The 18790-nt window shown below is 73.8% G+C and carries 20 protein-coding genes; 7 read left to right on the top strand and 13 right to left on the bottom strand.

Features of this window, described 5'->3' with window-relative positions; translation table 11 throughout:
* Positions 1-106 precede the first annotated feature (106 nt).
* The 7 genes from ACRYR2_RS17090 to ACRYR2_RS17060 all read right to left on the bottom strand — a co-directional run bounded on the left by ACRYR2_RS17090 (position 107) and on the right by ACRYR2_RS17060 (position 6948).
* Complete coding sequence (locus tag ACRYR2_RS17090; RefSeq protein ID WP_432564097.1) at positions 107-844, bottom strand: phosphotransferase family protein; 738 nt, start codon at positions 842-844, stop codon at positions 107-109.
* A 56-nt stretch (positions 845-900) separates the two neighbouring features.
* The gene (locus tag ACRYR2_RS17085) at positions 901-1746 is read right to left on the bottom strand and encodes a hypothetical protein (protein ID WP_432564092.1); all 846 of its coding nucleotides are present in this window, start codon (positions 1744-1746) and stop codon (positions 901-903) included.
* A gap of 115 nt (positions 1747-1861) precedes the next feature.
* Positions 1862-3217 carry an NAD(P)/FAD-dependent oxidoreductase gene (locus ACRYR2_RS17080; protein ID WP_432564091.1) on the bottom strand — a complete coding sequence of 452 codons (1356 nt, stop codon included), beginning with the start codon at positions 3215-3217 and terminating at the stop codon, positions 1862-1864.
* Positions 3214-4608, bottom strand: a complete 1395-nt coding sequence (locus ACRYR2_RS17075; protein WP_432564090.1) for an aspartate aminotransferase family protein — start codon at positions 4606-4608, stop codon at positions 3214-3216. Before ACRYR2_RS17075 ends, ACRYR2_RS17080 begins: the two co-directional genes overlap by 4 nt.
* A 41-nt stretch (positions 4609-4649) precedes the next feature.
* Positions 4650-5117, bottom strand: a complete 468-nt coding sequence (locus tag ACRYR2_RS17070; RefSeq protein WP_432564089.1) for an Lrp/AsnC family transcriptional regulator — start codon at positions 5115-5117, stop codon at positions 4650-4652.
* 95 nt (positions 5118-5212) lie between these two features.
* Positions 5213-6649: an aminobutyraldehyde dehydrogenase gene (locus ACRYR2_RS17065; RefSeq protein WP_432564088.1), complete on the bottom strand. Its 1437-nt coding sequence runs from the start codon at positions 6647-6649 to the stop codon at positions 5213-5215.
* Positions 6649-6948 carry a copper amine oxidase gene (locus ACRYR2_RS17060; RefSeq protein ID WP_432564087.1) on the bottom strand — a complete coding sequence of 100 codons (300 nt, stop codon included), beginning with the start codon at positions 6946-6948 and terminating at the stop codon, positions 6649-6651. The genes ACRYR2_RS17065 and ACRYR2_RS17060 overlap by 1 nt, the downstream gene beginning before the upstream one ends.
* A 133-nt stretch (positions 6949-7081) precedes the next feature.
* Between ACRYR2_RS17060 and ACRYR2_RS17055 the strand changes: the two genes are divergently transcribed.
* Positions 7082-8623: an APC family permease gene (locus ACRYR2_RS17055; protein WP_432564086.1), complete on the top strand. Its 1542-nt coding sequence runs from the start codon at positions 7082-7084 to the stop codon at positions 8621-8623.
* Between the two features lie 94 nt (positions 8624-8717).
* Here the strand turns inward: ACRYR2_RS17055 and nagA are convergent, their stop codons facing one another.
* Positions 8718-9815 carry an N-acetylglucosamine-6-phosphate deacetylase gene (gene nagA, locus ACRYR2_RS17050; RefSeq protein WP_432564085.1) on the bottom strand — a complete coding sequence of 366 codons (1098 nt, stop codon included), beginning with the start codon at positions 9813-9815 and terminating at the stop codon, positions 8718-8720.
* Positions 9812-10852: an SIS domain-containing protein gene (locus ACRYR2_RS17045; RefSeq protein ID WP_432564084.1), complete on the bottom strand. Its 1041-nt coding sequence runs from the start codon at positions 10850-10852 to the stop codon at positions 9812-9814. Before ACRYR2_RS17045 ends, nagA begins: the two co-directional genes overlap by 4 nt.
* An 83-nt stretch (positions 10853-10935) precedes the next feature.
* Between ACRYR2_RS17045 and ACRYR2_RS17040 the strand changes: the two genes are divergently transcribed.
* Positions 10936-11829 (top strand): MurR/RpiR family transcriptional regulator, encoded by an 894-nt coding sequence (locus ACRYR2_RS17040; protein ID WP_432564083.1) that lies wholly within the window; start codon positions 10936-10938, stop codon positions 11827-11829.
* Here ACRYR2_RS17040 and ACRYR2_RS17035 read toward each other — a convergent pair.
* On the bottom strand, positions 11769-12668 hold the full coding sequence (locus ACRYR2_RS17035; RefSeq protein WP_432564082.1) for an AraC family transcriptional regulator: 900 nt from the start codon (positions 12666-12668) through the stop codon (positions 11769-11771). The two genes, ACRYR2_RS17040 and ACRYR2_RS17035, sit on opposite strands and share 61 nt — an antisense overlap.
* A 102-nt stretch (positions 12669-12770) precedes the next feature.
* Between ACRYR2_RS17035 and ACRYR2_RS17030 the strand changes: the two genes are divergently transcribed.
* Positions 12771-13268 (top strand): AAA family ATPase, encoded by a 498-nt coding sequence (locus tag ACRYR2_RS17030; RefSeq protein ID WP_432564081.1) that lies wholly within the window; start codon positions 12771-12773, stop codon positions 13266-13268.
* 191 nt (positions 13269-13459) lie between these two features.
* Here ACRYR2_RS17030 and ACRYR2_RS17025 read toward each other — a convergent pair whose 3' ends face one another.
* Entirely contained in the window at positions 13460-13915 is a 456-nt protein-coding gene (locus ACRYR2_RS17025) for a hypothetical protein (protein WP_432564080.1), read from the bottom strand.
* A gap of 3 nt (positions 13916-13918) precedes the next feature.
* On the opposite strand from ACRYR2_RS17025, the gene ACRYR2_RS17020 reads away from it, so the two are divergent.
* Positions 13919-14254 (top strand): hypothetical protein, encoded by a 336-nt coding sequence (locus tag ACRYR2_RS17020; RefSeq protein ID WP_432564079.1) that lies wholly within the window; start codon positions 13919-13921, stop codon positions 14252-14254.
* A 9-nt stretch (positions 14255-14263) separates the two neighbouring features.
* On the opposite strand, the gene map is transcribed toward ACRYR2_RS17020, so the two are convergent.
* Positions 14264-15031 (bottom strand): type I methionyl aminopeptidase, encoded by a 768-nt coding sequence (map, locus tag ACRYR2_RS17015; protein WP_432564096.1) that lies wholly within the window; start codon positions 15029-15031, stop codon positions 14264-14266.
* A 59-nt stretch (positions 15032-15090) separates the two neighbouring features.
* On the opposite strand from map, the gene ACRYR2_RS17010 reads away from it, so the two are divergent.
* The 3 genes from ACRYR2_RS17010 to argG all read left to right on the top strand — a co-directional run bounded on the left by ACRYR2_RS17010 (position 15091) and on the right by argG (position 18264).
* A complete protein-coding gene (locus ACRYR2_RS17010) occupies positions 15091-15360 on the top strand; it encodes a helix-turn-helix domain-containing protein (RefSeq protein WP_432564078.1) in 270 nt (89 codons plus the stop codon).
* Positions 15357-16676 carry an FAD-binding oxidoreductase gene (locus ACRYR2_RS17005; RefSeq protein ID WP_432564077.1) on the top strand — a complete coding sequence of 440 codons (1320 nt, stop codon included), beginning with the start codon at positions 15357-15359 and terminating at the stop codon, positions 16674-16676. The genes ACRYR2_RS17010 and ACRYR2_RS17005 overlap by 4 nt, the downstream gene beginning before the upstream one ends.
* 175 nt (positions 16677-16851) lie before the next feature.
* On the top strand, positions 16852-18264 hold the full coding sequence (gene argG, locus ACRYR2_RS17000) for an argininosuccinate synthase (protein WP_432564076.1): 1413 nt from the start codon (positions 16852-16854) through the stop codon (positions 18262-18264).
* A 54-nt stretch (positions 18265-18318) separates the two neighbouring features.
* On the opposite strand, the gene ACRYR2_RS16995 is transcribed toward argG, so the two are convergent.
* Positions 18319-18783 (bottom strand): YbaK/EbsC family protein, encoded by a 465-nt coding sequence (locus ACRYR2_RS16995; protein ID WP_432564075.1) that lies wholly within the window; start codon positions 18781-18783, stop codon positions 18319-18321.
* Positions 18784-18790: the final 7 nt, after the last annotated feature.

The raw sequence follows: 18790 nt of genomic DNA, 5'->3' as shown, positions 1-18790 counted from the left end.
CCGGCCCCTCCCGCCGCGCCCCGCGGCGCACCGCCGCCCCCGCCCCCCCCCCCCCCCCCCCCCCCCCCCCCCCCCCCCCCCCCCCCCCCCCCCCCCCCGCCCGGCGTCACCTCCGCGCTGCGAGCACGTCGACCTCGCAGCCCGGCGCGAACGGGTCGAACCCGTGCCCGAGCAACCACTGGACGGCCGTCAGGCTCCGCCACGACCACCAGCCGCGCACGACGTCCAGGTCCACGGGCGATCCGTACCCCTCGACCACCGCCTCCAGGTGTTCCTCGTGCCCGAGCGTGAGGATCGCCAGGTCGAACAGCGCGTCGCCCTGCGATGCCTCGGACCAGTCGATCACCCCCGTGACCTCGTCCCCGTGCACGAAGACGTGGGAGCTCTGCAGGTCGCCGTGCGTGAACACCGGGGTCCACTCGCGCAGCGCGGCACCGGCGACCTCCCGGTTGCGGGCGACGAGGTCGGCGGGGAGCACGTCGTGGGCGGTGAGCCACTCGCACTGCCGGTCGAGGTTCGAGGCGATGTCGTCGAGGTCCGGGCCGGGCCAGGGAGGCAGCGGCGCGTCGTGCAGCCGCCGCACCGCGGCCCCCGCGGCCGCCCACGCCCCGGGCGGCGTCGTCGACGGCTCCCCCAGCCGCCCCAGCGCCGTTCCCGGCACGGCAGCCAGCGCCAGCACGGGGGTCCGGCGCCAGAGGACCCTCGGCGTCGAAACCGGCGCCAGGGCCATCGCGGCGACCTCGACCTCGGTGCGCGCCGGATCGGCGTCGACCTTGAGGAACACCTCACCGACCCGCAGGGTGGCCCGCTCCCGGTGGGCGACGACGACCTCGACCTCCTCCACCCGGGCGTGGTCGCGGGCGCCGCCACCCGCCGGCGAGACCTCCTCCGCCGTCCGGCTCACCGCCGAGGGCGGCCGGGGGCCGTGGGGGTCAGCTGCTGCTGCCGCACACCGTCGCGCAGGTCGATGATCCGGTGCTCGGGAACGCGCAGGTCACGGGCCACCGCGGGCACGAGCACCACGGGAGCCCGCAGCGTCCGCAGCGGCAGCTCGGGCAGGTCGGACGCCGAGACGACCACGAGGTCCCCCACCGTGAGCCGCTGCGGAACGACCTCGCCGACCGCACCTTCCGTCATGTCCGCGTGCACCGGCCGCCGGCTGCCCGCGGACAACCTGGCGCGCACGGCGTGGTGCCGGCCGGCGGCCACGAGGTGCGCGTGCCGGCGTTCGGGGTCGCCGGGACGCGTGGTGGTGGACCGGGTGCGCCACGTCGTCAGCAGGCGCAGCGGCAGGTCGCGACCGCGTTCGAGGGCCCAGTCGGCGACGGCGTCGTCGGCCGAGGAGACCACCAGCAGCCGGCGGGTGGGCGTCACCACGGCCGCGGGCCCGACGAGGACGACGGGAACGGTGGCGCGGGGCAGCAGCACCCGCAGGACCCGCCCCGTCCCCGGCCCCACCGGGGCGACCTCCCGTCCACACCCCAGGACCAGGCTGCCGCTGTCCGCCGCGGCCTCCAGCAGGGCGCGGGACGCCTCCCCGGTCGTCACGGTGACGTCGACGTCGGGTTCGCGGCCGGGGAACCGGACCAGCTCGTCGGCGAGGACCTCGTCGGGGTCTGCCGCACCGCCGCCGCCCGCCAGGACGACGTGGAGCGGCCGACGGGTCGCGGCGCAGTCGGCGACGGCCCACCGCAGCGCCCGCCGCGAGGCGCCCGAACCGGAGAACCCCACCGTCGTCCGTCGCACGCCGCCTCCTCGCGGGTCACGCTGCACCACGCCGGGACCGTCCTCGTCCCGGCTCCCCCGCATCGTCCCCCCAACCCCGGGGCGGCACAACGGGTGGCTGCTCACCTGTGCCGGGTCAGTGGGCCGTCAGCCGGGCCAGGACGCGGGTCAGCGGTGTGCGGTGGTGCAGCACCGCCTCGGCGGTGTCGGCGGCGCGGGCGAGGAGGAGGCCGGCGTTGACGCCCGCCCAGCGCAGCGGTTCGGGTTCCCAGCGGGGCGGCACGTGCCCGAACCAGGGCAACCGCACCAGGTCCGAATCGGTCCCGGTGACGGCGTCGGCCAGTGTCCGGCCCGCCAGGTTGCTCGTCGCGACCCCGTCGCCGACGTACCCCCCGGCGCTGCCCAGTCCGGTCGACGCGTCGTGGCGGACGCAGGCGTGCCAGTCGCGCGCGATCCCCAGCGGTCCGCCCCAGGCATGGGTGAACCGCACCCCGGCCAGCACGGGGAACATGTCCCGCACCGTCGCGCGCAGCACCGCGAACACCCGCTCGTCGCCGTCGAACTCCGGGCGGATGGCCGAGCCGTAGTGGTAGGGCGCGCCGCGGCCGCCGAAGACGAGCCGGTCGTCGGCGGTGCGCTGGCCGTAGACGACGGTGTGCCGGTGGTCGGAGAACGTCTGGCTCCCGGCCAGTCCGATCCGGTCCCAGGCCTGCGCCGGGAGGGGTTCGGTGGCCACCACCAGCGAGTAGACGGGCACGACCTCGCGGCCGCCGAACCGGGCGGTCCACGCCTCGGTCGCGCGCAGCACGTGCCGGGCACGCACGGTTCCCGACCCCGTGCGCACCCGGCCGGCGGTCAGTTCGAGGGCGCGGGTCCCCTCGACGATGCGGCCGCCGCGGCGTTCGACGGCCGCGGCGAGGCCCTGCACGAGGCGCAGCGGGTGGACGCGGGCGCAGTCGGGGGTGAACGTGGCACCGAGGGCCCGGGTCATGCCGACGACCTCGCGGGTCTGCTCGGCGTCCAGCAGTCGCAGACCCTCCGGCGATCCCGCGCGTTCGTCGGCGGCGACCTCCTGCGCGGCTCGCTGGAGCTGCGGGCGGTCGCGGGCGACGACGACCGTCCCCCCGCGCTGCCAGTGGCAGTCGATGCCCTCGCTGCGCACGACCCGCTCGACCTCGTCGAGGGTTCCCCGGGCGGCGGCCCGCATCGCCTGCGCGGCAACGGGTCCGTGGTCCCGGGTCATCCGGTCCACCCCCTGCGGCAGGAGGGTGGAGCACCAGCCGCCGTTGCGGCCGCTGGCGCCGAAACCCACGTGCTCGGCCTCGACGACCAGCACCGACAGCGACGGGTCCCGGACCAGCAGGTGGTAAGCCGTCCACAAACCGGTGCACCCCGCGCCGACGACGCAGACGTCGACCGCGGCGTCCCCCTCCAACGGCGGCCGGGCAGGCGCCGGCGGCGCCGTGTCGAGCCACAGCGAGCGCACCGTCACAACCGGGTCCCCGCCTCGCTGAGCACCGACCGCAACCGCTGCTCGATGTCGTCGAACTCCGCGGGCCCGACGACCAGCGGCGGGGCGAGCTGGATGACGGGATCGCCGCGGTCGTCGGCCCGGCAGTACAACCCCGCCTCCCACAACGCCGGCGAGACCAGACCGCGCAGCAGCCGGTCGGCCTCGTCGGCGTCGAACGTGGCCCGGGTGGCCTTGTCCTTGACCAGTTCGATGCCGTAGAAGAACCCCGCCCCGCGGACGTCGCCGACGATGGGCAGGTCCAGCAACCGCTCCAGCGCGGCACGGAACCGCGGGCCGTTCTCGTGGACGTGCTGCACGAGCCCCTCGCGCTCGAAGACGTCGAGGTTCGCCATCGCCACGGCCGCCGACACCGGGTGGCCGCCGAACGTGCTGCCGTGCGCGAACACCGCACCCTCGCGGCGGAACGGTTCGAACAACCGCTGCGACGCGATGACCGCACCCAGCGGCGCGTAGCCGCTGGTGAGCCCCTTGGCGCAGGTGATGACGTCGGGGACGTAGCCGAAGTCGCGGCAGGCGAACAGTTCGCCGATGCGGCCGAAGGCGCAGATCGTCTCGTCGCTGACGAGCAGGACGTCGTGCTCGTCGCAGATCTCCCGCAACCGGTCGAAGTACCCCGGCGGCGGCGGGAAGCAGCCGCCGGCGTTCTGGACGGGTTCGACGAACACCGCGGCCACGGTGTCGGGCCCCTCGAACTCGATGGCCTCCCCCACCCGGTCCGCGGCCCAGCGCCCGAACGCCTTGGGGTCCTCCCGCAGGTGCTGCGGCGCCCGGTAGGAGTTCGTGCTCGGCACCCGGAACGTCCCGGGGACGAGCGGTTCGAAGTCGGCCTTGACCTCGGGCAGCCCGGTGATCGACAACGCGCCCTGCGTGGTGCCGTGGTAGGCGATCGACCGGCTGACGACCTTGCGCTTGCCGGGTTTGCCGACCCGGGCGAAGTACGCCTTGGCCAGTTTCCAGGCCGTCTCCACCGCCTCGCTGCCGCTGTTCGTGAAGAACACGCGGTCCAGGTCGCCGGGGGCCTCGTGCGCCAGGCGCTCGGCCAGGTCGATCGCCGCCGGGTGGGCGTAGGACCACAGCGGGAAGAACTCCAGCGTGGTGGCCTGTCGTGCGGCCGCCTCGGCGAGTTCGGCGCGGCCGTGCCCGACCTGCACGGCGAACAGGCCGGCCAGCCCGTCGAGGTACTCGCGGCCGTGCTGGTCCCAGATGCGGGCGCCCTGACCGCGGACGATGACGGGAACCTCCTCGCCGCGCTCGTAGGGGGCGTGCGCGGTGAAGTGCATCCAGAGGTGGTCGCGGGCGGCGGCGGACCGGTCCGTGCCACGCGGTGTCGTCGCGGTGGGGCTGGACATGGCGGGAGGCTAGACCGCCCGGCCCCCCGGCGTCGAGGGATTCAGCGGGTTCCCCAGTTGTACAGCTGTTTGCGCAGTTTGAGGTAGACGAACGTCTCGGTCCCCACGACACCCGGGATGGACCGGATCTTGTCGTTGATGAGTTCGAGCAGGCCGTCGTCGTCCTCGCAGACGACCTCGACGAGCACGTCGAAGGAACCGGCCGTGACGACGACGTAGTCGATCTCGGGCAGGTCGGCGAGCCGGTCGGCGACCACGCGGGTGTCACCCTCGGCGCGGATGCCGATCATCGCCTGGCGGGCGAAACCCACCTGGACGGGGTCGGTCACGGCGACGATCTGCATGACCCCGCTGTCGAGCAGGCGCTGGACCCGTTGCCGCGCCGCCGCTTCGGACAGGCCCACGGCCTTGCCGATGGCCGCGTAGGACATCCGGCCGTCCTCCTGCAGGACCTCGATGATCCGTTTGGAGACGTCGTCGAGGGCGGGCAGGAGCTGGCGGTTCGGCATCCGCCGATCCTACGCGGAACCTCCTCCCCCGCGCCGGAAACCCCCACCCGCCCCTCCGCGATCGAGGACTCGACCGCGGAGGGGCGGAGGTGGGGTCAGGAGTCGAGGTTGGCCATGACGTGCTTGACGCGGGTGTAGTCCTCGAACCCGTACATCGACAGGTCCTTGCCGTAGCCGGACTGCTTGAAACCACCGTGCGGCATCTCGGCCACGAGCGGGATGTGCGTGTTGATCCAGACGCACCCGAAGTCCAGCGCCGCCGACATCCGCATCGCGCGGCCGAAGTCCTTCGTCCACACGCTGGAGGCCAGGCCGTACTTCGTGCCGTTCGCCCAGCGCAGCGCCTCGCCCTCGTCGCTGAAGCGCTGGACGGTGATGACGGGACCGAAGATCTCGTTCTGCACCGCCTCGTCGTCCTGCTTCAGCCCGGACACCACGGTGGGTTCGTAGTAGAAACCGTCCGCCAGGTCCCCCGTGCCGCGCGCGCCGCCCGCACCGAGGACGGCGTGGTCGGGCAGCCGGTCGACGAAACCGGACACGTGCGCCAGCTGGCCCGCGTTGTTCACCGGCCCCAGCGCCGCGCCCTCGTCGTCGGGCAGGCCGACCCTGGTGTTCCGCGCCTGCTCGGACAGGGCGGCGACGAAGTCGTCGTGCACGCGGGGGGAGGCCAGCACCCGCGTGGCGGCCGTGCAGTCCTGGCCGGCGTTGAAGTACCCCGCCGCGGCGATGGCCTCGGCGGCCGCCGCGACGTCGGCGTCGTCGAAGACCACGACGGGCGCCTTGCCGCCCAGTTCGAGGTGCACGCGCTTGACGTCCCTCGCCGCGGCCTCGGCGACCTGCATGCCGGCGCGGATCGACCCGGTGATCGCCACCAGCGCGGGCGTCGGGTGCTCGACCAGCGCCCGGCCGGTGTCGCGGTCCCCGCACACCACGTTCAGCACGCCGGGGGGCAGGACCTCGTTCGCGATCTGGCCCAGCAGGACGGTCGAGGCGGGCGTGGTGTCGGAGGGTTTGAGCACGATCGTGTTCCCGGCCGCCAGGGCCGGGGCGATCTTCCAGATCGCCATCATGAACGGGTAGTTCCAGGGCGTGACCTGCCCGACGACGCCGATGGGTTCGCGGCGGACCCAGGAGGTGTGCCCGGCCAGGTACTCGCCCGCGGCACGGCCCTCGAGCACGCGCGCCGCACCGGCGAAGAACCGCAACTGGTCGACGGCGGGCGGGATCTCCTCGCTGCGCGTCAGCCCGACGGGTTTGCCGGTGTTGCGCACCTCGGTGGCGATGAACTCCTCGGCGCGGTCCTCGATGGCGTCGGCCAGGTCGAGCAGGAACTTCTGCCGCTCGGACGGCGTCGTGCGCCCCCACGACCCGAACGCCGAGGCGGCTGCGGCGTAGGCGGTCTGGACGTCCTCGGTGGACGACAGCGGGGCCGTGCCGTACACGGCGCCGGTCGAGGGGTCGACCACGTCGGTGGTGCGACCGTCGGCGGCCGGGACGGACTTGCCGTCCACGACGTTGAGGAACGTCTCCATCAGTTCTTCTTCCCTCCGGTGGGTGTTGCGTGGCGGTACGCCGCCGGCCGCGGCACGTGGTGGACGCCGAAGACGTGCCGCAGCACGACGTCGGTGTCCCCCAGCGGCTCGTCGGCGGCGGTCCAGCGGGTCATCCCGGTGTCCACCTCGTTCTGGGTGGGGTGGTCGCCGGCCGGCCACCGGCCCGCAGGACGTCGAGGTGGCGCCGGAACCCCTCCCGGCGCAGGGGGACCAGCGGGTGCACGGGCACGGCGGGACCTCCCTCGTCTGGACGGTGAACGGGTGAAGTCTGACGTCAACCGCGCCGATCAGCAAGACCGACCGTCGCTTTCCGTCGTCGGGGACCACTTCCGCAACGGATTCCGTGGGCACGCCACCTGAGGCTGCTAATGTCGCCGGGTTCTGAACCCGAGCAAGACCGCAGGAGACCCGATGGCACGTGCCGACCACCCCCCCAGCGGACCCGCCGCTCCCCCCACCGCCGGGAAGGGCCTCCAGAGCGGAGCGCTCGGCCTGTGGGGCAACACCGTCATCGGCTTGGGGGCGACGGCGCCCGCGTACAGCCTGGCCGCGACGCTCGGGTACGTCGTGCTCGCGGTCCACGACAAGGCCCCGGCGATGTTCCTGGTCGCCTTCGTCCCGATGCTCCTGGTCGCGATCGCCTACCGGGAGCTGAACCGGGCGGCGCCCGACTGCGGCACCACGTTCACCTGGGGCACCAAGGCCTTCGGTCCCTGGGTGGGCTGGATGGGTGGCTGGGGCGTCGCCGTCTCGGCGATCATCGTCCTGGCCAACGTGGCGGAGATCTCCGCCGTCTACACCCTGCGGTTCCTCGGCCTGGACGCCGCGGCCGACAACCTCGGCATCCGCGTCGCGCTCGGCCTGGTGTTCATCATCGGCATGACGTACGTCAGCTACCGGGGCATCACGATCTCCGAGCGCATCCAGAACGTGCTGATCATCGTGCAGTTCGTGGTGCTCGGGATCATCTCGATCGGCGCGCTGTACCTGGTGTACACCGGCGGCGCCGGCGACCAGGCGGTCCGCCCGCAGTGGGACTGGTTCTCGCCGTTCGGCGTGAGCGGTTCGGCGCTGGCCGAGGCCGTGATCCTGTGCATCTTCATCTACTGGGGCTGGGACGCCTGCCTGGCGGTGAGCGAGGAGACGCGCGACTCCGACACCACTCCCGGCCGGGCGGCCCTGCTGGCCACGGTGATCCTGGTCGTGGCGTACGTGCTGGTCGCGGTGGCCGTGCAGGCGTACGCCGGTTTCGGGACCACGGGCATCGGCCTGAACAACGAGGAGAACGCCGACGACGTCCTGTCGATCCTCGGCGACCCCGTCGGCGGCGCGGTGCTGTCCGGCGTCCTGCTGCTGACGGTGGCGATCTCGGCGGCGTCCTCGACGCAGACGACGATCCTGCCCACGGCGCGCGGCACGCTGTCGATGGCCGTCTACGGCGCACTGCCGCAACGGTTCGCCAAGGTCCACCCGCGGTACAGGACGCCGTCCTTCGGCACCGTGGTCATGGGCGCGGCGGCCGTGGGGTTCTACCTGGTGCTCAGCCTGGTCAGCCAGAACGCGTTGCAGGACTCGATCGCCTCCCTGGGCCTGGCGGTCGCGTTCTACTACGGCATCACGGCGTTCTCGTGCGTCTGGTACTTCCGCCGGACGCTGACCCGGTCGGCGCGCGACTTCCTGCTGCGCGGCCTGCTGCCCGTCCTGGGCGGGCTGGGGATGCTGTGGGCGTTCGTGCAGAGCAGCGTCGACATGCTCGACGCCGACTACGGCTACACGACGTTCGGCTCGCTCGGCGGCGTCTTCGTCATCGGCGTGGGGATGCTGGCCCTCGGGATCCCGCTGATGCTGCTGTGCGCGGTGCGGCTGCGGGCGTTCTTCCGCGGCCAGACGCTGGACGCGAACACGCCGATCCTGGTGCCCGACACGGGCGAACCGCCCATCGGCGGGCTCTGACCCCCACCCCGGCGATCAAGGGTTCGACCCCGGCGATCGAGGATCCACCGTCCTTGATCGCCAGGGTCGAATCCTTGATCACGAGGTTCGTCGGTCAGACGAGGACGTGCAGGAGGGAGAGGTCGTCAGCGAGGACGACCGCTCCGCCCCGCGCTCCGGGTTCCAGGTGACCGACGTCGGTGCGGCCCAGCAGCCGCGCCGGCGTCGTCGTCAACGCCGCGAGCACGTCGGCGAACTCCAGCCCGGCCACCGTCACGGCGTACCGCAGGGCGCGGTCGAGGGTCAGGGTGCTGCCGGCGATCGACCCCCCACCCGCCAGGCGCGCCACCCCCTCGACGACGTCCACGTCGAGGTCCCCGAGCCGGTAGCGGCCGTCGGCCGAACCCGTCGCGGCCATCGCGTCGGTGACCAGGGCGAACCGGCCGCGGGCCCGGTGGGCCGCCAGCGACAGCGTGAGGGGGTGCAGGTGCACCCCGTCGGCGATGAGTTCGACGGTGACCCGGTCGTCCTCCAGCAGCGCCCCCACCGGCCCGGGGTCGCGGTGGTGCAGCGGGGGCATCGCGTTGAACAGGTGGGTGGCCCAGCTCACCCCCGCGTCGACGGCCCGGCGGGCCAGGTCGGCGTCGGCGCCGGTGTGACCGATGGACGCCACGACGCCGGCGTCGCGGATGCGCTGCACGGCAGCCAGTCCACCGGGCAGTTCGGGGGCGATCGTCACCATCCGCACCGTGCCGGACCCCAGCAGCCGGTCGAGGTCGGCGGGTTCGGGGTCGATGAGCAGGGACGGGTCGTGGGCGCCGCGGTGGTCGGGGCTGAGCCACGGACCCTCCAGGTGCAGCCCGGCCAGCACCCCGTCGGCGACGAGGTCGGCGTACGCGTCGATCGTGCGCGCCAGCTCGTCGACCGGCCGGGTCACCAGGCTGGCCACCAGCGTCGTCGTCCCGTGGGCGCGGTGGGTGGCCGCGACCTCCACGGCGTCCTCGGGGGAACTCCCGAAGCTGACGCCTCCCCCGCCGTGGCAGTGCACGTCGACGAAACCCGGGACGACGTGCGCGCCGTCCACGGTCTCGTCGGCGTCGGGTGCGGGGCCGGTCCCGACCTGCACCACCTCGCCGCCGCGCAGCAGCACCCAGCCGTCCGGCACGATCCGGGACCCCGTGTGGACGGCGCCCCGGGCCAGCGTGGTGCTCACCGGGTCTCCGTCACCTTCCGCAGCCCGCGCGGTGCGTCCGGGTCCAGGCCGCGGGCGACGGCCATCTCCAGCGCCAGTCGTTGCAGCGGAACGATCTGCACCACCGGCGCCAGGTCCTCGGGCATCCCCGACGGCAGCCTCAGCCGCACGGTCGCCTCCGGCGCCAGCCCGGCCGGGGCCACCGCGCACACGTCGGCCCCGCGCTCGTGCAGGGCGCTCAGGACCGGGGCCACCGCCTGCCCGCCACGACCCTCGGCGACGATCGCGATGACCGGCCGGTCGGCGTCGACCATCGCCAGCGGCCCGTGCATGAGGTCGGCGGCCGAGAACGCCTGCGCCGACAGGTAGGAGGTCTCCATGAGCTTCAGGGCCGCCTCGCGCGCCGTCGGGTAGGAGTAGCCGCGGGCGGTGATCACCAGGCGGTCGACGAAGCGGTAGCGGGCCGCGACCTCCGGCACGTCGTCGGCGGCCACGGCCTGCTCGAGGAACTGCGGCAGCGCCGCGGCCGGCGTCAGGTCACCACCGCGCCAGCTGGTCACCAGCAGCCACAGGGTCAGCAGCTGCGCCGTGTAGCTCTTCGTGGCGGCCACGGCCAGTTCCGGTCCGGCGTGGACGTCGAGGTGGTGCTCGGCCGCCGCGGCCAGCGGCGAGTCCGGGTTGTTCGTCACGGCCAGGGTGATCGCCCCGGCCCGCCGGGCGGCGGCGGTGGACTCCACGAGGTCGGGCGAACCGCCGGACTGGCTGATGCTGATCCACAGCACCCCGTGCAGGTCCGGGGTCGCGCCGTAGACGGTGAGCGTCGAGGTGGACGTCAGGCCGCAGGGCAGGCCCAGGCCGATCTCCAGCAGGTACTTGGCGTACAGCGCCGCGTGGTCGCTGGTGCCGCGCGCGGTCAGCAGCACCGCCCGCGGGGCGGCCTGCCGGATCAGCTGGGCGACCCGGGCGACCTCACCGCCGGCGGCGGACAGGATCCGGTCGGCGACGGCGGGCTGCTCGGCGATCTCGGAGCGGACGAGGTGACCGCGGGGCGTGCTCACGCAGGACTCCAACCCATCGATGGAGGAAGTTGACACGACCGTAGCCGCTGACGAAAGTTCTCGCCAGAGCCTCGGAGGAACTCGTGACCGCACCCCATCCCGCGTCGCTGCACGCGCACCTGCTCGCCGCCGTGCCCTCGGCCACCACCTCCGGCGCGCGCGTCCTGGCCGAGCTCCTGGACGACCCGGCGGGTGCGGCGCAGCTGACGGTGACCGACCTCGCGGCGCGGAGCGGGACGAGCGAGGCGACGGTGGTGCGCACCGCCCGGTCGCTGGGCTTCGCCGGTTACCCGCAACTGCGGTTGGCCCTGGCCGCCGCGGGATCGGGCGGCGAACCGGCCGCGTTGCTCACCGGTTCGCTGGACGACGCGGCCGACCTGCCGACCGTCGTGGCGACGCTGGCCGCCCTCGAGGCCGAAGCGGTGACCGCGACCGCGCGCACGCTCGACCTCGCCGCGCTGGCCGCGGCCGCCGACGCCGTGCACGCCGCCCGGGTCGTCGACTGCTGGGGCATCGGCGCCTCGGGCCTGCTGGCTGCCGACTTCGACCACAAGGCGGCCCGGGTGGGCCTGCTGACGCGACTGCGCACCGAGGGACACGCGGCCCTGGTCAGTTCCGAGGTCCTGGAGACCGGCGACGTGGCCGTCGTCGTCAGCCACTCCGGCCGCACCCCCGACGTCGTCACCGCCGCGACCCGGGCGCACCGCCGCGGCGCCGTCGTCGTCGCCGTGACCGGTTCGGCGGGTTCCCCGCTCGCCGCGACCGCCGACCACGTCCTGGTCGCGACGGGCCGCGAGACCGCCTACCGCGCAGGGGCGATGGCCAGCCGCGCGAGTTCCCTGCTGGTGCTGGACTGCCTGTACGTCGCCGTCGTGCAGCGGCTCGGCAGTTCCGCCACGGACGTCCTGCAACGCACCTACCGCGCCGTGGAGGAGCCGCGGTCGGCCGACGGCGCGCGGCCGAACCGGCGGCGGTAGGCCGAGCTCAGGGCGAACGCGTCCGCGTACCCGACCTCGCGCGCGATCGCGGTCAGCGTGCGACCGGTGCCGCGCACCAGGTCTGCGGCGAGGTCGAGCCGGTACCCCGTGAGGTACCGGACGGGCGGGACGCCGACCCGTTCGGCGAACCGGCGGGCCAGCAACGCTCGCGACACCCCGGCCCGTGCTGCCAACGCGGCCACCGTCCACGGGTGAGCGGGGTCGGCGTGCAGCGCCTCCAGCGCCGGGCCGACGACGGGATCCGCGCGGGCGGCGAGGAACCGCACGTCGCCCCGGGTGCGCAGCGCCGTCAGGACCAGCAGGTCCACGACGCGGTCGAGCACGGCCTGCTGACCCGGCGCGTCCCGGACGGCCTCGACGGCGAGCAGGTCCCGCAGCGGCGCCGGCACGTCGGCCGCACGGACGTGCAGCACCGCGGGCAACCCGGCCAGCACGCGCCGGCCGAGGACGTCGTCGGCGGGGTGGATCGCGTGCACGACCAGGGTTCCGGAGTCGAGGCCGTCGCCGTAGCTGCGGGTCTGCGCCAGTCGCCAGCGGTCGCCGGCACGATCGGGTGGCTCGCCGGGTTCGCGGGTGCGGCCGGGCCCGTCGACCACGACACCCGGCGCGGTCCCGGCCGGATCGGTCAGGTCGTGCGGGCCGGTGACCAGTGCCACGTCCCCCGCCTCCAGCAGCGTTCCCGCGCACCGCGCCCGGCCCCGGACCACGACGTGCACGGTCGCCGCCCCCGGGGTCGCGAAGGCCATCCCCCACGGCTCGCCCAGGTACGACAGCGTCACCCGGGTCCGTCCGCTCCGGTCGAGCAACTCGCTGAGCACGACGTCGACCGTAGACGCAGGAACATGCTCACGAGCTGCCTGCGCATGTTCCGGACACACGGCGAGTGGTGGTCTGGAACCACCCGACACCGAGGAGGAACCGTGCTGATCGTCCTGTCCGGACTGCCCGGCAGCGGCAAGACCACCCTGGCCCGCGCGCTCGTCACCCGGATCCCCGCGGTGCACCTGCGTCTGGACACCGTCGAACAGGCCCTCGTGGACTCCGGCGTCGAGGAGCACCCCGTGGGCGCCGCCGGGCACCACGTCCTGCGGGCGGTGGCCCGCGACCTGCTGCGGCAGGGCCTGACCGTCGTGGCCGACGGGGTGAACCCGCTGTCCGTCACCCGCGAACTGTGGCGCGCGGTCGCGCAGGACGCGGGCGTGCGGTTCCGCGACGTCGAGGTCGTGTGCCCCGATCCCCAACTGCACCGTTCGCGGGTCGAGAACCGGGTGGGCGACGTCGTCGGCCTACCGCTGCCGACGTGGGAGCAGGTGCGGAACTGGGGTTTCGACCCCTGGGACGGGGAACGGGTGCGGATCGACTCGTCCCGCACCACCCCCGAGCAGGCGGCACGGGACCTCCTGCCGGCACTGTCCTGATGCGAGGCGTCAGTGTTGTGGCGCAGGCGGCGCCCGCCTGGGCGCGGAACGGGAGTCTGCGCGGGCCAACCGGTCCGTCAGGAGGTCCTCGTGCCCGCACGACGAGGTGTTCCTCGGGCTCCTGTGGACGGCGCTCACCGCGGACACCGCCTTCGACGGGGCGAGCACCGGGACCGGCCGTGCGAGGGTGCTCAACCGCAGTGCGACCGGTCCGGCGGCCACCGTCCCGGGTACGGCCACCGGACGAACTCCACTGCGCGGCGGACGTCGCGCAGGTGGTGGAAGGCGTCGGGGTCGTAGCCGCCGACTGCCGGCGCCCCTGCCGCGAGGGCACCGGCGAGATGCTCGGCGTGGTGGCGCAGGTGGTCGGCGACGTGCGCGACGTACCCGGTGACGGTCCACCCGTGGTCGGGGTACCGGGTGCAGCCGTCGACCCCCGCGAGCACCCGGGCGAACTCGTCGGGAACCCCGGCGAACTCGTCGGGAACCCCGGCGACGAACCCGATGCTGTCGGCCGGACCCGGCCAGTCCCACCCGCACTCCCGGCACGGGTCCCCGTGCAGCGCCGCGCCCCACAGTTCCGCCACCCGCGCACGCCAGGCGACACGCCGCTCGGCGCGGAAGATCGCCGGACTTGAAACGATCACGGCGTGAGCGACGACACGCTGACCGGAGACGGGATCGACGAGCAGGAGGACTGGGAGAGCGACGACGGCTGGATCCAGGTGACGCTGGACCCCGACGACGAGGAGTGGCCGCTGCAGATCGGGTTCGCCGACTGGATCGCCCACCTGCACGAGGACCTCGTCGTGGAGTTCGTCGACCTCCTCCCGGCCCGCCGTGACGTCGCCGACGTGCTCCACGAGGACCGTGAGGTGGTCAGCGTCCAGGCCGGCCCGGGACTGACGCCGCAGGCGCTGGGCACGTGGGCGCACAGCTGGTTCGCCGACCGGTTGCCGGACGGGCCGGACGACGCCGACGACTGAGGGGACTCCTCACAACCGGGTCAGCACCACCGGTCCGTCGGCGGTCACCGCGACGGTGTGCTCCTCGTGCGCGCCCTGGCTGCCGTCCACGCTGCGCATCGTCCAGCCGTCGGCGTCGGTCGTGTAGCGGGGGTCCCCACCGGCGGTGAACCAGGGTTCGATGGCGATGACCAACCCGGGTTTGAGCACCATCCCCCGCCCGGCGCGCCCGTCGTTGGGGACCGAGGGGTCCTCGTGCATCGAACGGCCGACACCGTGGCCACCGAACTCGGTGTTCACGCCGCAGCCGTGAGCCTTGCCGACGGCGCCGATCGCGGCGGACACGTCACCGATCCGGTTGCCCGGGACGGCTGCGGCGATGCCCGCGGCGAGCGCCTCCCTGGTGGCCGCGACGAACTCCTCGTCACCGGGCCGGGGCGTTCCCACGCTGAACGTCGTGGCCGAGTCGGCCGCCCACCCTTCGAGCAGGGCGCCGCAGTCGACGCTGAGCAGGTCGCCGTCGCGCAGCGCGTAGGGCCCCGGGATGCCGTGCAGGACGGCGTCGTTGACCGACGCGCAGATGACGCCGGGGAACGGGGTGTCGGCGAACCGGGGCTGGTAGTCCAGGAAGGGGGACGTGGCCCCCGCCCCGAAGATCACCTCGCGGGCGACGCCGTCGAGCTCGTCCAGGCGCACGCCGACGGCGGCCGCCTCGCGCACCGCGGCCAGCGCCTGCGCCACCACGCGACCGGCTGCGCGCATGGCTTCGATCTCACCGGGCGTCTTCAACTCGACCACCACGCACACTCCCCAACGCGACACGACTGGTATTCCTATCCCGGTATTAGTATCACGGCATGGTCCGGCCACCGCTGCCTGAGGAGGTGCGCGCCCGAGGGCGCCGCCTCGGTGAACTCCTGCGCGCCGCCCGCGGCGAGCGCACCGTCCCGCAGATCTCCGCCCGCTCCGGCGTTCCCGCCGAGACCCTGCGCAAGATCGAGGCCGGCCGCATCCCGACACCGGCGTTCTTCACCGTCGTCGCCCTGGCCCAGGCCCTCGACCTCCCGCTGGTCGAGGTCGTCGAGCACTGCACGCCACCGACCCCGGCCGTGGAGGGAGTGGCGTGAGGCTGCTGACCGACGAGGCCTGCCGCGCCGGCGTGGCGACCGACCGGTCGGGACACCGGCCCGCCACCCTGCCCGACGGTGTCGTGCGGGCCACCACCGTCGACGACGTCGTCGAGACGCTGCGCTGGGCCACCGAGAACCGCACCCCCGTCGTGACCCGCGGCGCCGGCACCGGACTGGCGGCCGGATCCAGCGCGAGCGCCGGGGAGGTCGTGCTGGACCTGTCGGGGATGGACCGCATCCTCGACATCCGCCCCGACGACCAGGTCGCGGTGGTCGAACCCGGGGTGCTGACCGCGGACCTGGACGCCGCGGCCGGCGTGCACGGCCTGTTCTACGCACCCGACCCGGCGAGCGCGGCGATCTCGTCCATCGGCGGCAACATCGCGACCAACGCCGGCGGCCTGCGCTGCGCCAAGTACGGCGTGACGCGCGAGGCCGTGCTGGGCCTGGACCTGGTGCTGGCCGACGGCCGCCGGCTGAGCACCGGCCGCCAGACGGTCAAGGGGGTCGCCGGGTACGACCTGACCAGCCTGGTCGTGGGGTCGGAGGGGACGCTCGCCGTGGTGGTCGGCGCGACCCTGCGGTTGCGGCCGCGACCGCTGGAGACCGCCACCCTGGCGGCCCACTTCGACGACGTCGTCGCTGCGGCGGCCGCGGCGGCGGCCATCACCGCGGCACGGTTGCAGCCCAGCGTCCTGGAACTGGTCGACTCGGTGACGCTGGAAGCGGTCGACGCCGCCCGGGGTTCGGCGCTGCGCTCACTGGGCGCGGCTGCGCTCGTCGTGCAGTGCGACGGCCGCGGCGCCGGGGCGGAGATCGACGCGGTCGCCGAGGTCGTCGGGAAGTTCGCGACGACGTGGCGCGCGACGACCGATCCCGTCGAGGCCGAGGAACTCCTCGCCGCCCGGCGGGCGGGGTTGCCGGCGCTGGAGGCCACCGGGGACGTCTTCATCGAGGACGTCGCGGTCCCGCGCTCGAAGCTGGCCGAGGCCGTGTCGGGCATCGGCGAGATCTCGGCGCGCACCGGCGTGCGGATCGCGACGATCGCGCACGCCGGCGACGGGAACCTGCACCCCATCGTCGTGGTCGAGCGCGGCGGCACCGTCACGCAGGGGCCGCCGTGGGAAGCGGCGTGCGCGGTGTTCGACCTGGCGCTGCGGCTGGGCGGAACCCTGACCGGCGAGCACGGGGTGGGGCTGCTGAAGCGCACCTGGCTGAAGACCGAACTGGGCGAGGACTCCCTGGACGTGCAGCGCGGGATCAAGGCGGTGTTCGACCCGCTGGGGATCCTCAACCCGGGCAAGGGGATCTGACCGGCCGGGTCCCGTCCTCCCCGAGGGCCGTCGTGAGCGCACTGCCTGCTTCCTCGCGCGGTCGCCGAACGAGCGCGGTGTCACCGCGTGCGCGGTCATCGCGCGCGCGGTCACCGCGCGCCTCCCGGGCTAGGCGACTTTGCATGTTCATGCATTGCTGTGCATGATGTTCCGCATGTCCAAGGTGCTCACGTCCCTGCCCGCCGGCGAGCGCGTCGGCATCGCCTTCTCCGGCGGTCTCGACACCTCCGTCGCCGTCGCCTGGATGCGCGAGAAGGGTGCCGTGCCGTGCACCTACACCGCCGACATCGGGCAGTACGACGAGCCCGAGATCGACACGGTCCCGGGCCGCGCCGAGGCCTACGGCGCCGAGCTCGCCCGGCTCGTCGACTGCCGCTCCGCGCTGGTCGAGGAGGGCCTGGCCGCTCTGACCTGCGGTGCGTTCCACATCCGCTCCGGCGGTCGCAGCTACTTCAACACCACCCCGCTCGGGCGCGCCGTGACCGGCACGCTGCTGGTGCGCGCGATGCTCGAGGACGACGTCCAGATCTGGGGCGACGGGTCCACCTACAAGGGCAACGACATCGAGCGGTTCTACCGCTACGGCCTGCTGGCCAACCCCTCGCTGCGCATCTACAAGCCGTGGCTGGACGCCGCCTTCGTCACCGAACTCGGCGGGCGCAAGGAGATGTCGGAGTGGCTGCAGGCGCGTGACCTGCCCTACCGGGCGAGCACCGAGAAGGCCTACTCCACCGACGCGAACATCTGGGGAGCCACCCACGAGGCCAAGCGCCTGGAGCACCTCGACGTGGGCATCGAGCTCGTCGAGCCGATCATGGGCGTGAGGTTCTGGGACCCCGAGGTCGAGATCGCCACCGAGGACGTGACCATCGGTTTCGAGCAGGGCCGTCCCGTCTCGATCAACGGTCGGACCTTCTCCGACGCCGTCGCGCTCGTGCTGGAGGCCAACGCGATCGGCGGGCGGCACGGACTGGGCATGTCCGACCAGATCGAGAACCGGATCATCGAGGCCAAGAGCCGCGGGATCTACGAGGCGCCGGGCATGGCCCTGCTGCACGCGGCCTACGAACGCCTGGTCAACGCGATCCACAACGAGGACACCGTCGCCAGCTACCACAACGAGGGCCGGCGCCTGGGCCGGCTGATGTACGAGGGTCGCTGGCTGGACCCGCAGTCGCTCATGCTGCGTGAATCCCTGCAGCGCTGGGTGGGCAACGCGGTCACCGGTTCGGTCACGCTGCGGCTGCGCCGCGGCGAGGACTACTCGATCCTGGACACCACGGGCCCGGCGTTCAGCTACCACCCGGACAAGCTGTCGATGGAGCGCACCGAGGACTCCGCCTTCGGACCGGTCGACCGCATCGGCCAGCTGACCATGCGCAACCTGGACATCGCCGACTCGCGCGCCAAGCTCGAGCAGTACGCGGGTCTGGGCATGGTCGGCAACGCCCAGGTCAGCCTCATCGGGGCCCTGGAATCCGGTGGTGCGCAGGCGATCGCCTCGCGCGGTGAGACCAGCGAGGACGAACTGCTGGACCGCGCCGCGATGGAGGCCGGCACCGACTGACACCCGGTCCGACCCGAACGCCCCCGGCTCGTGCAGCCGGGGGCGTTCGGCGTGTCAGGCCACCGCGACGGGCTCGGCGTCGCAGATCCGCACGAGTTCGGCGAACGTGGTGGGGAACACCGCGTGCGGGGTGCCGGCGGCGGCCCACACCACGTCGTAGCGCAGCAGGTCGACGTCGATGACGGTCCGCAGGTGGCGGGGGTGGCCGACGGGCGAGACCCCACCGATCGGCTGCCCCGTGGCCGCCCGCACCGTCGGCGCCTTGGGACGGGTGAGTTCGCTGACGCCCAGCGCCGCCGCCGCGGCCGCGGTGTCGACCCGGTGACCGCCGCTGGTCAGCACGAGGACCGGTTCACCGTCGGCGAGGAACACCAGGCTGTTGGCGATCGCGCCGACGGGACACCCGAGGGCCTGCGCGGCCTGGGCGGCGGTGCGGGCCGCGGTGGTCAGTTCGACCACCTCCCCTTCGGCACCGGCTGCGCGCAGCGCTTCGGCGACGACGACTGCGTTGCGGTGCACCGGAACT

The sequence above is a fragment of the Kineococcus deserti genome, from assembly GCF_050871945.1.
Taxonomy (GTDB): Bacteria; Actinomycetota; Actinomycetes; order Actinomycetales; family Kineococcaceae; genus Kineococcus.
Note: the sequence above shows the minus strand (reverse complement) of the source record. Positions and strands in the feature narration are given on the sequence as shown.

Bases quoted from the DNA above. Each gene is read 5' to 3' on its own strand.
- argG (WP_432564076.1), top strand. From the start codon at position 16,852: ATGTCCAAGGTGCTCACGTCCCTGCCCGCCGGCGAGCGCGTCGGCATC.
- ACRYR2_RS17070 (WP_432564089.1), bottom strand. From the start codon at position 5,117: ATGCCGAACCGCCAGCTCCTGCCCGCCCTCGACGACGTCTCCAAACGG.
- ACRYR2_RS17075 (WP_432564090.1), bottom strand. From the start codon at position 4,608: ATGTCCAGCCCCACCGCGACGACACCGCGTGGCACGGACCGGTCCGCC.
- ACRYR2_RS17065 (WP_432564088.1), bottom strand. From the start codon at position 6,649: ATGGAGACGTTCCTCAACGTCGTGGACGGCAAGTCCGTCCCGGCCGCC.
- ACRYR2_RS17055 (WP_432564086.1), top strand. From the start codon at position 7,082: ATGGCACGTGCCGACCACCCCCCCAGCGGACCCGCCGCTCCCCCCACC.
- ACRYR2_RS17010 (WP_432564078.1), top strand. From the start codon at position 15,091: ATGGTCCGGCCACCGCTGCCTGAGGAGGTGCGCGCCCGAGGGCGCCGC.